This window comes from Pseudomonas donghuensis, from assembly GCF_000696345.2.
In the GTDB taxonomy this organism is placed as follows: Bacteria; Pseudomonadota; Gammaproteobacteria; order Pseudomonadales; family Pseudomonadaceae; genus Aquipseudomonas; species Aquipseudomonas donghuensis.
This window is the reverse complement of the sequence record NZ_CP071706.1, coordinates 2,171,792-2,185,437: the sequence shown is the minus strand read 5'-3', so window position 1 is coordinate 2,185,437 and position 13,646 is coordinate 2,171,792. Positions and strand designations below refer to the sequence as shown.

Annotated in this window: 12 protein-coding genes; all 12 read left to right on the top strand. The window is 62.0% G+C overall.

All coding sequences use genetic code 11. The features are described from left to right. The first annotated feature begins 107 nt into the window (after positions 1-107). Positions 108-872 (top strand): secretin N-terminal domain-containing protein, encoded by a 765-nt coding sequence (locus tag BV82_RS09990; RefSeq protein WP_036994532.1) that lies wholly within the window; start codon positions 108-110, stop codon positions 870-872. Positions 873-1,361: 489 nt separating this feature from the next. Then, complete coding sequence (gene aceA / locus BV82_RS09985) at positions 1,362-2,687, top strand: isocitrate lyase (RefSeq protein ID WP_010220395.1); 1,326 nt, start codon at positions 1,362-1,364, stop codon at positions 2,685-2,687. Positions 2,688-2,868: 181 nt separating this feature from the next. Beyond that, positions 2,869-3,531, top strand: a complete 663-nt coding sequence (locus BV82_RS09980) for a lysoplasmalogenase (protein ID WP_036994530.1) — start codon at positions 2,869-2,871, stop codon at positions 3,529-3,531. Between the two features lie 358 nt (positions 3,532-3,889). Then, positions 3,890-4,303 carry an NADH-quinone oxidoreductase subunit A gene (locus BV82_RS09975; RefSeq protein WP_010220397.1) on the top strand — a complete coding sequence of 138 codons (414 nt, stop codon included), beginning with the start codon at positions 3,890-3,892 and terminating at the stop codon, positions 4,301-4,303. A 10-nt stretch (positions 4,304-4,313) separates the two neighbouring features. Beyond that, a complete protein-coding gene (locus BV82_RS09970) occupies positions 4,314-4,991 on the top strand; it encodes an NADH-quinone oxidoreductase subunit B (protein ID WP_010220398.1) in 678 nt (225 codons plus the stop codon). 78 nt (positions 4,992-5,069) lie between these two features. Beyond that, entirely contained in the window at positions 5,070-6,851 is a 1,782-nt protein-coding gene (gene nuoC, locus BV82_RS09965; protein ID WP_010220400.1) for an NADH-quinone oxidoreductase subunit C/D, read from the top strand. Positions 6,852-6,853: 2 nt separating this feature from the next. Continuing rightward, positions 6,854-7,351 (top strand): NADH-quinone oxidoreductase subunit NuoE, encoded by a 498-nt coding sequence (nuoE, locus tag BV82_RS09960; protein WP_010220402.1) that lies wholly within the window; start codon positions 6,854-6,856, stop codon positions 7,349-7,351. Then, a complete protein-coding gene (nuoF, locus tag BV82_RS09955; RefSeq protein WP_010220403.1) occupies positions 7,348-8,721 on the top strand; it encodes an NADH-quinone oxidoreductase subunit NuoF in 1,374 nt (457 codons plus the stop codon). Before nuoE ends, nuoF begins: the two co-directional genes overlap by 4 nt. Before the next feature lie 133 nt (positions 8,722-8,854). Beyond that, positions 8,855-11,569, top strand: a complete 2,715-nt coding sequence (nuoG, locus tag BV82_RS09950) for an NADH-quinone oxidoreductase subunit NuoG (protein ID WP_010220404.1) — start codon at positions 8,855-8,857, stop codon at positions 11,567-11,569. Further along, positions 11,566-12,573 carry an NADH-quinone oxidoreductase subunit NuoH gene (nuoH, locus tag BV82_RS09945; protein WP_036994526.1) on the top strand — a complete coding sequence of 336 codons (1,008 nt, stop codon included), beginning with the start codon at positions 11,566-11,568 and terminating at the stop codon, positions 12,571-12,573. Before nuoG ends, nuoH begins: the two co-directional genes overlap by 4 nt. Before the next feature lie 11 nt (positions 12,574-12,584). Next, positions 12,585-13,133 (top strand): NADH-quinone oxidoreductase subunit NuoI, encoded by a 549-nt coding sequence (gene nuoI / locus BV82_RS09940; RefSeq protein ID WP_009400993.1) that lies wholly within the window; start codon positions 12,585-12,587, stop codon positions 13,131-13,133. A 9-nt stretch (positions 13,134-13,142) separates the two neighbouring features. Continuing rightward, positions 13,143-13,643: an NADH-quinone oxidoreductase subunit J gene (gene nuoJ, locus BV82_RS09935; protein WP_010220408.1), complete on the top strand. Its 501-nt coding sequence runs from the start codon at positions 13,143-13,145 to the stop codon at positions 13,641-13,643. The last annotated feature ends 3 nt before the right edge of the window (positions 13,644-13,646 follow it).

The window sequence follows — 13,646 nt, the reverse complement described above, 5'->3', positions numbered from 1 at the left end:
CTCGATGCCAACCTGATCCTTGTGGGAGCCGGCCTTGCCGGCGATGGGCTGCGAAGCAGTCCTCAGCCTGACAACCTCGCTCCCATAACTGCTACAAATTTGCCATCATGTCCACTCCACTCGCGGAGATCATGGACATGCCGCTACGCCCCCTTCTCGCCTCCCTGCTTCTGTCGTTCAGCCTGAGTACGCTGGCCGCCACTGAAGTCCTGCCGCTGAACCATCGCACCAGCGCTGAAATCCTCCCCACCGCGCAAGCCTTCATCGGCAAGGACGGCAGCGTCAGCGCCTTCGAGAACAAACTGATCGTCAACGCCGAACCCGAGCGCATCGACGACCTGCGCTCCCTGCTGCAACAGCTGGATACCGCGCCGCGTCGACTGCTGATCAGCGTCGACAACAACGACAGCAATTTCCAGGACAACCGCGGCAATGCCCGGGTCATTCGCTACGGCACCAGCAACCGCGAAGGCGGCCTGCAGCAGGTCCAGGCCAGCGAGGGCAGCCCGGCACTGATCCAGGTCGGCCAGAGCATCCCGGTCACCAGTACCAGCACCGACAGCGATGGTCGAGTGCAGAGCGACACTGAATACCGCAACGTCACCCAGGGTTTTTACGTCACTGCCAGCGTCACTGGCGACACCGTGCACCTGAACATCAGTACCAACAATGACCGGATGAGCCAGGAACGTCCCGATGTAGTGAAGGTGCAAAGTACCGACACAAAAGTCACCGGCAAGCTCGGTGAGTGGATCACGCTGGCAGGGGTCAACCAGCAGAGTCAGTCCGAACGCAGTGCTTCGGCCCTCAGCTACAGCACCCAGCGCGGTGAAAACATGACATTGCGGGTAAAAGTCGACGCTTTGGACTGAACCCAGACAAATCAAGGCCTCGACCAAAGGCCTCGAAACTGACTGACGAGTCGTATTAGACCAAAGATGTAGTGGTTATAAAAAACCACTACAAAACATTTGACGACCCCGAAACGTCGAGGCATGATGGCCCCGCTCCCGCTGATCAGAGGCCCTGGCAAGGGCCTTCGAGCCGCGCTCTAACCCACCCACCTGAGCCGGCTCGTGTCTGTACCGCCCACAAGGCAGTTTGACGAGATTGCGACTGGAACGAAGTTGTCCCGAGGGACGGAAGCGCATCAAAAGGTACCCGGCAGCACTGTTCTTTGCAGTTCGGCAACCACGAGCCACCCTGCAACGAAAACCTCGCCCACCTGCTCACTTCCCCCTTCGAGCCCCCATCGTTCGACCGTCGCATATTTCGCCCATACTGACCTTTGCCAGGCTTCTGATCTGCGCAGTAGAGAGCGCGAATTTTTACCAAAGACCGATGCGACGAGGTTTATTTCCATGGCACTGACACGCGAACAGCAAATTGCAGCCCTCGAAAAAGACTGGGCCGAGAACCCGCGCTGGAAAGGCGTGACCCGTACCTACACCGCCGCTGATGTCGTTCGTCTGCGTGGCTCGATCCAGCCTGAGCACACCCTGGCCCGCCTGGGTGCCGAGAAGCTGTGGAAGCTGGTCACCCAGGGCGCACACCCGTCCTTCCGTCCAGAGAAAGATTTCGTCAACTGCATGGGCGCCCTGACCGGCGGCCAGGCCGTGCAACAGGTCAAAGCCGGTATCCAGGCAATCTACCTGTCCGGCTGGCAAGTGGCTGCCGACAACAACTCGGCCGAGTCCATGTACCCAGACCAGTCGCTGTACCCGGTGGATTCGGTTCCTACCGTGGTCAAGCGCATCAACAACTCGTTCCGTCGCGCCGACCAGATCCAGTGGAAAGCCGGCAAGAACCCGGGCGACGAAGGCTACGTCGACTACTTCGCCCCGATCGTGGCTGACGCCGAAGCCGGTTTCGGCGGCGTCCTGAACGCCTACGAGCTGATGAAGAACATGATCGAAGCAGGCGCCGCCGGCGTTCACTTCGAAGACCAGCTGGCCTCGGTGAAAAAGTGCGGCCACATGGGCGGCAAGGTACTGGTTCCAACCCAGGAAGCCGTACAGAAGCTGACCGCTGCCCGCCTGGCGGCTGACGTAGCCGGTGTACCGACCATCATCCTGGCCCGTACCGACGCCAACGCCGCGGACCTCTTGACCAGCGACTGCGACCCGTACGACCAGCCATTCGTGGTTGGCGAGCGCACCCAGGAAGGCTTCTACAAGGTTCGCGCCGGCCTCGATCAAGCCATCGCCCGCGGCCTGGCTTACGCGCCATACGCCGACCTGATCTGGTGTGAAACCGCCAAGCCGGACCTGGACGAAGCTCGCCGCTTTGCCGAAGCGATCAAGAAGGAATACCCGGACCAGATCCTGTCGTACAACTGCTCGCCTTCCTTCAACTGGAAGAAGAACCTGGACGACGCAACCATCGCCAAGTTCCAGCGCGAACTGTCGGCCATGGGCTACAAGCACCAGTTCATCACCCTGGCCGGTATCCACAACATGTGGCACGGCATGTTCAACCTGGCGCACGACTACGCCCGCAACGACATGACCGCCTACGTGAAGCTGCAAGAGCAAGAGTTCGCTGACGCCTCGAAAGGCTACACCTTCGTGGCCCACCAGCAGGAAGTCGGCACCGGTTACTTCGACGACATGACCACCGTGATCCAGGGTGGCAAGTCTTCGGTAACCGCACTGACCGGTTCGACTGAAGAAGAGCAGTTCCACTGATCGCTGATCGGTTGCTGACATTCGGGTAACACGCAAAACCCGGGGCCTGTGATGGGGCTCCGGGTTTTGTTTTTTATCAGGACTTGGTGGTGCCAGCGATAGGGTCCCCAGCAAATGCACAGGGCTTCCTTATTAATTGCCATTGGCTATGCTAGGTGCACAACAACACCAAGGATCGGCCATGCCCCGCCCTGTCACCCTGCTCTGCCTGGCCCTGCCGGGCGCTGCCTTCTATCTATATGCACTGGCCAGCGGCAACGCGCTGCTGGGCCTGGCGGTCAAACCGTTCCCGGTGCTGGCGCTGATCTGCTGGCTGAGTAGCGCCGAGCCCACCGCCTACCGGCGCTGGATCATTATTGGCCTGGGTTTCTCACTGCTTGGCGACATTCTGCTGGCCGTGCCTGGCGACCTGTTCGTGTTTGGCCTGGCGGCCTTTCTCTGTGCACACCTGGCCTATCTGCGCGGCTACCTGGGCGAGAACCGCCAACTGGCGCCCGCTGCGCTGTTGGGTTCGGCGATTGTCGGTGCGGCGCTGCTGGGGCTGCTGATCAGTTCCGGCCTGGGTGAATTGCTGATTCCGGTCAGCGTTTATGCCCTGGCCATCAGCGCCATGCTCTGGCGCGCCCTGGCCTGCGGCGGCCTGGCGGCGCTGGGCGCGCTGGCGTTTGTGTTTTCCGACAGCCTGATCGGGATCGACCGCTTCGTCAGCCCATTCGCTGCCGCCCAGTACCTGATTATCCTCGCCTACTGGCTGGGCCAGTGGGCTATCGCCGCCTCGGCCTACACCAGGCAATCGACAAAAGCCTTGATCCAGAGCGCGGCAGGGCAAGAAAAAACAGGTTAAAACACAAGGTGTGAAAACTTGCAGGTGACGCCTATGTTGCACAACTTTGTAGTTGACTCGAACAGTAGGGCTAATAACGCACCCTCAAATGATATTAATTATCATTACGAAGTTGCGGGTTCATTACGCGTTGCAAGAAACATAATTAACAGAACCCGGGGCAATGCCCGTTCCACGTGGCCTGCAGCCTGTTACGAAAGATTTTTGTTCTTAATCTTACGAATAAATTTGCTGCAGAAATTTTACTTGCACCGGGTTTACCCATAAAATCAGCGCGATAGATTCCGCTGCGACATATCGTCACTGCTCTACTTCTTTTCAAGCCGCAGAGCCTGGTCTCTGTATAAGGATTTTCAGCATGCCCGATTCGACAGGACTCATCGCCCACAACTGGGGCTTTGCCATTTTCCTTTTGGGTGTCGTAGGCCTGTGCGCCTTCATGCTCGGTCTTTCCGCCCTGCTCGGCAGCAAGGCCTGGGGCCGCAGCAAGAACGAACCCTTCGAGTCCGGCATGCTGCCCACTGGCGGCGCCCGCTTGCGCCTGTCAGCCAAATTCTATCTGGTCGCGATGCTGTTCGTGATCTTCGATATCGAAGCCCTCTTTCTCTTTGCATGGTCTGTGTCCGTCCGCGAAAGCGGCTGGACCGGATTCGTCGAAGCACTCGTTTTCATAGCAATTCTGTTGGCAGGTCTTGTCTACCTATGGCGCGTCGGGGCACTTGATTGGGCTCCCGAAGGTCGTCGCAAGCGGCAAGCGAAGCTGAAACAATGAGGCTTTGGCAATGCAATACAATCTCACCAGAATCGACCCGGATGCTCCCAACGAGCAATATCCAATCGGAGAGCGGGAAACCGTCTCCGATTCGCTGCTAGAGGACCAGGTCCACAAGAACATCTTCATGGGCAAACTTGAAGATGTGCTCAGTGGCGCGGTCAACTGGGGGCGTAAGAACTCCCTGTGGCCGTACAACTTCGGCCTCTCCTGCTGCTACGTGGAAATGACCACGGCCTTCACGGCGCCCCACGACATCGCCCGCTTTGGCGCCGAAGTCATCCGGGCTTCGCCGCGCCAGGCCGACTTCATGGTCATCGCCGGCACCTGCTTCATCAAGATGGCGCCGATCATCCAGCGCCTGTACGAGCAGATGCTCGAGCCCAAGTGGGTCATTTCCATGGGCTCGTGCGCCAACTCCGGCGGCATGTACGACATTTACTCGGTCGTTCAGGGGGTCGACAAGTTCCTCCCCGTGGATGTCTACGTGCCTGGCTGCCCGCCTCGCCCTGAAGCCTTCCTGCAAGGCCTGATGCTGTTGCAGGAGTCGATTGGCCAGGAGCGTCGTCCTCTTTCCTGGGTTGTCGGCGATCAAGGCATTTACCGTGCCGAGATGCCGTCGCAGAAAGAGCAACGCCGTGAACAGCGCATCCAGGTCACCAACCTGCGCAGCCCCGACGAAGTCTGATCCAGCGACCTGTTGCCTGCGCATGCGCGACAGGCAGCCTGGCTTCATTCTCTACGTTGACCGAAAGCGACCGAGACCATGACAGCGGACACCGCTATTTATATCCCGCCTTACAAGGCTGACGACCAGGATGTGGTCGTCGAACTGAACAACAAATTCGGCCCCGAAGCGTTCGTCGCCCAGGAAACCCGCACCGGCATGCCGGTGCTTTGGGTTACCCGCGAAAAACTCAAGGACGTGCTGGGTTTCCTGCGCAATGTCGCCAAGCCGTACAGCATGCTCTACGACCTGCACGGCGTCGACGAGCGCCTGCGCACCCAGCGCCGCGGCCTGCCGGGCGCCGACTTCAGCGTCTTCTACCACCTGCTGTCGGTGGAGCGGAACAGCGACGTGATGATCAAGGTGGCCTTGAGCGAAGGCGACCTGAACCTGCCGACCGTCACCGGCATCTGGCCCAACGCCAACTGGTACGAGCGTGAAGTCTGGGACATGTTCGGCATCGACTTTGCCGGCCACCCGCACCTGACCCGGATCATGATGCCACCGACCTGGGAAGGTCACCCGCTGCGCAAGGACTACCCTGCCCGCGCCACCGAATTCGATCCGTACAGCCTGACCCTGGCCAAGCAGCAGCTCGAGGAAGAGGCCGCGCGCTTCAACCCTGAAGCCTGGGGCATGAAGCGCCAGGGCACCAACGAGGACTACATGTTCCTCAACCTGGGCCCGAACCACCCTTCGGCCCACGGTGCCTTCCGTATCGTCCTGCAGCTGGACGGCGAAGAGATCGTCGACTGCGTCCCGGACATCGGCTACCACCACCGTGGTGCCGAGAAAATGGCCGAGCGTCAGTCCTGGCACAGCTTCATCCCCTACACCGACCGTATCGACTACCTCGGCGGGGTGATGAACAACCTGCCGTACGTACTGGCGGTGGAGAAGCTGGCCGGCATCCAGGTGCCGCAGAAGGTCGACGTGATCCGCATCATGCTCGCCGAGTTCTTCCGCATCACCAGCCACCTGCTGTTCCTGGGTACCTACATCCAGGACGTCGGTGCCATGACCCCGGTGTTCTTCACCTTCACCGACCGTCAGCGCGCCTACACCGTGATCGAAGCCATCACCGGCTTCCGTCTGCACCCGGCCTGGTACCGCATCGGTGGTGTTGCCCACGACCTGCCGCGCGGCTGGGAAAAACTGGTGAAGGACTTCGTCGACTGGCTGCCAAAGCGCCTCGACGAGTACACCAAGGCCGCCCTGCAGAACAGCATCCTCAAGGGCCGGACCATCGGCGTTGCCCAGTACAACACCAAAGAGGCCCTGGAATGGGGCGTCACCGGTGCCGGCCTGCGTTCCACCGGTCTTGACTTCGACCTGCGCAAGGCCCGCCCTTACTCCGGCTACGAGAACTTCGAGTTCGAAGTACCGCTGGCCCACAACGGCGATGCCTACGATCGCTGCATGGTCCGTGTCGAGGAAATGCGCCAGAGTATCCGCATCATCGACCAGTGCCTGCGCAACATGCCGGAAGGCCCGTACAAGGCGGATCACCCGCTGACCACGCCGCCGCCGAAAGAGCGCACCCTGCAGCACATCGAAACCCTGATCACTCACTTCCTGCAGGTTTCGTGGGGCCCGGTCATGCCGGCCAACGAATCCTTCCAGATGATCGAGGCGACCAAGGGCATCAACAGTTACTACCTGACGAGCGACGGCGGCACCATGAGCTACCGCACCCGGATCCGTACCCCGAGCTACCCGCACCTGCAGCAGATCCCTTCGGTGATCCGCGGCAGCATGGTCGCGGACCTCATTGCGTACCTGGGCAGTATCGACTTCGTTATGGCTGACGTGGACCGCTAAGCATGAACAGCACGCTTATCCAAACCGACCGTTTCGCCCTGAGCGAAACCGAGCGCTCGGCCATCGAGCACGAGATGCATCACTACGAGGACCCGCGCGCGGCGTCCATCGAAGCCCTGAAGATCGTCCAGAAGGAACGCGGCTGGGTGCCGGACGGCGCCATCTATGCCATCGGCGAAGTGCTCGGCATTCCTGCCAGCGACGTCGAAGGCGTGGCCACCTTCTATAGTCAGATCTTCCGTCAGCCGGTTGGCCGGCACATCATCCGCGTCTGCGACAGCATGGTCTGCTACATCGGCGGCCACGAGTCGGTGGTCAGCCAGATCCAGAGCGAGCTGGGCATCGGCCTTGGCCAGACCACCGCGGACGGGCGTTTCACCCTGCTGCCGGTGTGCTGCCTGGGTAACTGCGACAAGGCCCCGGCGCTGATGATCGACGACGACACTTTTGGCGACGTGCAGCCTGCTGGCGTCGCCAAACTGCTGGAGGGTTACGCATGACCATCACTTCCTTCGGCCCGGCCAACCGCATTGCGCGTTCGGCCGAGACCCATCCGCTGACCTGGCGCCTGCGTGACGACGGCGAGCCGGTCTGGCTCGACGAGTACCAGGCCAAGGACGGCTACGCCGCCGCCCGCAAGGCCCTGGCGCAAATGTCCCAGGACGATATCGTCCAGACCGTTAAAGATTCCGGCCTCAAGGGCCGTGGCGGTGCGGGCTTCCCCACCGGCGTCAAATGGGGCCTGATGCCCAAAGACGAATCCATGAACATCCGCTACCTGCTGTGCAATGCGGACGAAATGGAACCCAACACCTGGAAAGACCGCATGCTGATGGAGCAACAGCCCCATCTGCTGATCGAAGGCATGCTGATCAGCGCCCGCGCGCTGAAAGCCTACCGCGGTTATATCTTCCTGCGTGGCGAATACACCACCGCAGCGCGCAACCTCAACCGCGCGGTCGAGGAAGCCAAGGCTGCAGGCCTGCTGGGCAAGAACATCCTCGGCAGCGGCTTTGACTTCGAGCTGTTCGTCCACACCGGTGCCGGGCGCTACATCTGCGGTGAAGAAACCGCGCTGATCAACTCCCTCGAAGGCCGCCGCGCCAACCCGCGCTCCAAGCCGCCCTTCCCTGCCGCCGTTGGCGTGTGGGGCAAGCCGACCTGCGTGAACAACGTCGAGACCCTGTGCAACGTGCCGGCCATCGTCGGCAACGGCATCGACTGGTACAAGTCGCTGGCCCGCGAAGGCAGTGAAGACCACGGCACCAAGCTGATGGGCTTCTCCGGCAAGGTCAAGAACCCTGGCCTGTGGGAGCTGCCGTTCGGCGTCACTGCCCGCGAGCTGTTCGAAGACTACGCCGGCGGCATGCGCGATGGTTTCAAGCTCAAGTGCTGGCAGCCAGGCGGCGCCGGTACCGGTTTCCTGCTGCCCGAGCACCTGGATGCACAAATGTACGCCGGTGGCATCGCCAAGGTCGGCACCCGCATGGGTACCGGCCTGGCGATGGCCGTGGACGACAGCATCAACATGGTCTCGCTGCTGCGCAACATGGAAGAGTTCTTTGCCCGTGAATCCTGTGGCTTCTGCACCCCGTGCCGCGACGGCCTGCCGTGGAGCGTCAAGCTCCTGCGCGCCCTCGAAAAAGGCCAGGGCCAGCAGGGCGACATCGAGACCCTGCTGGGTCTGGTCGGCTTCCTCGGCCCAGGCAAGACCTTCTGTGCACACGCACCGGGCGCCGTTGAGCCGCTGGGTAGCGCGATCAAGTACTTCCGCCCTGAGTTCGAGGCTGGCATTGCCGCCCAGGCACCGGTCGCTGCCGCTGCCGGCCTGCGCCCGGACCTGGCGAAGCCGATCGTCGTCGGCGCATAACGAATAACAACGCGGGCGGTCCGTGCCGCCCGCTGCCTGCCCAGCTCGCCCGGGGACACCTGTAGCGGGCTGCAGGCACACAGATTTCCATTAGCCACGCCCGCAGACGCGGGCCAACGAAGAACTTTGAACCATGGCCACTATCCACGTAGACGGCAAAGAGCTCGAAGTCAACGGCGCAGACAACCTGTTACAGGCGTGTCTGTCGCTCGGCCTCGACATCCCCTATTTCTGCTGGCACCCGGCGCTCGGTAGCGTCGGCGCCTGCCGCCAGTGCGCGGTCAAGCAGTACACCGACGAGAACGACACCCGTGGTCGTATCGTCATGTCCTGCATGACCCCTGCCTCCGATGGCAGCTGGATCTCCATCGAAGACGAAGAAGCCAAGGTATTCCGTGCCAGCGTCGTCGAATGGCTGATGACCAACCACCCGCACGACTGCCCGGTGTGCGAGGAAGGCGGTCACTGCCACCTGCAAGACATGACGGTAATGACCGGCCACAACGAGCGCCGCTACCGTTTCACCAAGCGTACCCACCAGAACCAGGAGCTCGGCCCGTTCATCTCCCACGAGATGAACCGCTGCATCGCCTGCTACCGTTGCGTGCGTTACTACAAGGACTACGCCGGCGGTACCGACCTGGGCGTGTTCGGTGCCCACGACAACGTCTACTTCGGTCGCGTTGAAGACGGCACCCTCGAGAGCGAGTTCTCCGGCAACCTCACCGAGGTCTGCCCGACCGGTGTGTTCACCGACAAGACCCACTCCGAGCGCTACAACCGCAAATGGGACATGCAGTTTGCACCAAGCATCTGCCATGGCTGCTCCAGCGGTTGCAACATCAGCCCGGGTGAGCGTTACGGCGAACTGCGCCGGATCGAAAACCGCTTCAATGGTTCGGTCAACCAGTACTTCCTCTGCGACCGTGGCCGCTTCGGCTATGGCTACGTCAACCGCACCGACCGTCCACGTCAGCCGCTGCTGGCCGACGGCACCAAGCTGAGCCTGGATGCCGCCCTGGACAAGGCCGCGGACATGCTGCGCGGGCGCAACATCGTCGGTATCGGCTCGCCGCGTGCCAGCCTCGAAAGCAACTATGGCCTGCGCGAGCTGGTCGGCGCCGAGCACTTCTACTCGGGTATGGAAGCCGGTGAGCTGGCCCGCGTGCGCCTGGCCCTGCAAGTACTCAACGACAGCCCGCTGCCGGTCCCGACCCTGCGCGACATGGAAGACCATGACGCGGTATTCGTCCTCGGCGAAGACCTGACCCAGACCGCCGCCCGTGTCGCCCTGGCCCTGCGCCAGTCGGTCAAGGGCAAGGCCGAAGCCATGGCCGATGCCATGCGTGTTCAGCCTTGGCTCGACGCCGCGGTGAAGAACATCGGCCAGCACGCCATGTACCCGCTGTTTATCGCAAGCCTGGCCGAAACCAAGCTCGATGACGTGGCCGAAGAGTGCGTGCACGCAGCGCCGGACGACCTCGCCCGCATCGGTTTTGCCGTGGCTCACGCCATCGACCCGAGCGCGCCAGCCGTCGAAGGCCTGGACGCCGAAGCCCTGGCCCTGGCCAAGCGCATCGCCGACGCCCTGGTTACCGCCAACCGTCCGCTGGTGGTTGCCGGTACCTCGCTGGGCTCCAACGCCCTGATCGAGGCGGCGGCCAACATCGCCAAGGCCCTGAAGCTGCGCGAGAAGAACGGCTCGCTGAGCCTGGTGGTCCCTGAGGCCAACAGCCTCGGCCTGGCCATGCTCGGCGGCGAGTCGATCGATGCCGCCCTGGATGCGGTGATCGAAGGCAAGGCCGACGCCATCGTCGTGATGGAAAACGACCTGTACAGCCGCGTCTGCGCTGCCAAGGTCGACGCTGCCCTGGCCGCTGCCAAAGTAGTCATCGTTGCCGATCACCAGAAGACCGCCACTACCGACCGCGCCCACCTGGTGCTGCCAGCTGCATCGTTTGCCGAAGGCGACGGTACCCTGGTCAGCCAGGAAGGCCGTGCCCAGCGCTTCTTCCAGGTGTTCGACCCTACCTACCTGGACAGCAGCATCCTGGTTCACGAAGGCTGGCGCTGGATGCACGCCCTGCGTGCCACCCTGCTCAACAAGCCGGTCGACTGGACCCAGCTGGATCACGTTACCAACGCCTGCGCCGCTGCCGCGCCGCAACTGACCGGCATCGTCAACGCCGCACCGTCCGCTTCGTTCCGCATCAAGGGCATGAAGCTTGCGCGTGAGCCGCTGCGCTACTCCGGCCGTACTGCCATGCGCGCCGACATCAGCGTGCACGAGCCGCGTACCCCGCAAGACAAAGACTCCGCGTTCGCCTTCTCGATGGAAGGTTACTCGGGTTCGGCCGAACCGCGCTCGCAAGTGCCGTTCGCCTGGTCGCCGGGCTGGAACTCGCCGCAAGCCTGGAACAAGTTCCAGGACGAGGTCGGCGGTCACCTGCGCGCAGGCGACCCGGGCACCCGCCTGATCGAAACCCAGGGTGACAAGCTGAACTGGTTCGCCAGCGTACCGGCGGCCTTCGCCCCGGCCCGTGGCACCTGGCAAGCGGTGCCGTTCTACCACCTGTTCGGCAGCGAAGAGAACTCCTCGCGCGCCGCCCCGGTGCAAGAGCGCATCCCAGCGGCCTACGTGGCCCTGGCCAAGTCCGAAGCCGACCGCCTGGGTGTCAACGACGGCGCCATGCTTAGCCTGACCGTGGCAGGCCAGACCCTGCGTCTGCCGCTGCGCATCAATGAAGAACTGGGCGCAGGCCTGGTTGCCCTGCCGAAAGGCCTGGCCGGCATTCCGCCAGCCATCTTCGGTGCATCCGTCGAAGGCCTGCAGGAGGCAGCACAATGACCTGGTTCACCCCTGAAGTGATCGATGTGATCATCACCGTCATCAAGGCCGTCGTGGTCTTGCTGGCCGTGGTGGTCTGCGGTGCGCTGCTCAGCTTCGTCGAGCGGCGCCTGCTGGGCTGGTGGCAGGACCGTTACGGTCCGAACCGCGTCGGCCCGTTCGGCATGTTCCAGATCGCTGCCGACATGCTGAAGATGTTCTTCAAGGAAGACTGGAACCCGCCCTTCGTCGACAAGGTGATCTTCACCCTGGCGCCGGTGGTGGCCATGAGCGCCTTGCTGATCGCCTTCGCGATCATCCCGATCACCCCGACCTGGGGTGTCGCGGACCTGAATATCGGCGTGCTGTTCTTCTTCGCCATGGCCGGTCTGTCGGTGTACGCCGTACTGTTCGCCGGCTGGTCGTCGAACAACAAGTACGCCCTGCTCGGCAGCCTGCGGGCCTCGGCCCAGACCGTGTCGTACGAAGTGTTCATGGGCCTGGCGCTGATGGGCATCGTTGCCCAGGCTGGCTCGTTCAACATGCGCGACATCGTCGACTACCAGGCCCAGAACCTGTGGTTCATCATTCCGCAGTTCTTCGGTTTCTGCACCTTCTTCATCGCAGGCGTCGCCGTGACTCACCGTCACCCCTTCGACCAGCCGGAAGCGGAACAGGAACTGGCCGATGGTTACCACATTGAATATGCCGGCATGAAGTGGGGCATGTTCTTCGTCGGTGAATACATCGGCATCATCCTGGTCTCGGCGCTGTTGGTGACCCTGTTCTTCGGTGGCTGGCACGGTCCGTTCGGCATCCTGCCGCAGATCCCGTTCATTTGGTTCGCCCTGAAGACCGCGTTCTTCATCATGCTGTTCATCCTGCTGCGCGCCTCGATCCCGCGCCCACGCTATGACCAGGTGATGGACTTCGGCTGGAAGTTCTGCCTGCCGCTGACCCTGATCAATTTGCTGGTGACCGCTGCGCTCGTGTTGCTCAACACGCCAGCTGTTGCGGCCCAGTGAGGATTTGACCCATGTTCAAGTATATTGGCGACATCGTTAAGGGCACAGGCACCCAGCTGCGCAGCCTGGTGATGGTGTTCTCTCACGGTTTTCGCAAACGTGACACCCTGCAATACCCCGAAGAGCCGGTCTACCTGCCGCCACGCTACCGTGGCCGCATCGTCCTGACCCGCGACCCGGATGGCGAAGAGCGCTGTGTAGCGTGCAACCTGTGTGCCGTGGCGTGCCCGGTCGGTTGCATCTCGCTGCAGAAAGCCGAAACAGAAGACGGTCGTTGGTACCCGGAGTTCTTCCGCATCAACTTCTCCCGTTGCATTTTCTGCGGCCTCTGCGAGGAAGCCTGCCCGACCACCGCGATCCAGCTCACGCCGGATTTCGAGATGGCCGAGTTCAAACGTCAGGACCTGGTGTACGAGAAAGAAGATCTGCTGATCTCCGGCCCCGGCAAGAACCCTGACTACAACTTCTACCGTGTTGCAGGTATGGCTGTTGCCGGCAAGCCGAAAGGCGCCGCGCAGAACGAAGCCGAGCCGATCAACGTGAAGAGCTTGCTCCCTTAAGGAAGAAAGATGGAATTCGCTTTCTATTTCGCATCCGGTGTCGCTGTGGTGTCCACCCTTCGGGTGATCACCAACACCAACCCCGTGCACGCCCTGCTCTACCTGATCATTTCGCTGATCTCCGTGGCGATGACCTTCTTCGCCCTCGGCGCTCCGTTCGCCGGTGTTCTGGAAGTGATCGCCTACGCTGGCGCCATCATGGTGCTGTTCGTCTTCGTGGTGATGATGCTCAACCTCGGGCCGGCTTCGGTCGCCCAGGAACGTGGCTGGCTCAAGCCGGGCATCTGGCTTGGCCCGGTGGTGCTTGGCGCACTGCTGCTGGTCGAGCTGCTGTACGTGCTGTTCGCCAGCGAAAGCGGCGGCGGCATTGGCCACACTACCGTTGACGCCAAGGCCGTCGGCATCAGCCTGTATGGTCCTTACCTGCTGGTGGTGGAACTGGCCTCGATGCTGCTGCTTGCCGCAGCAGTGACGGCTTTCCACCTCGGCCGCAACGAGGCGAAGGAGTAATCA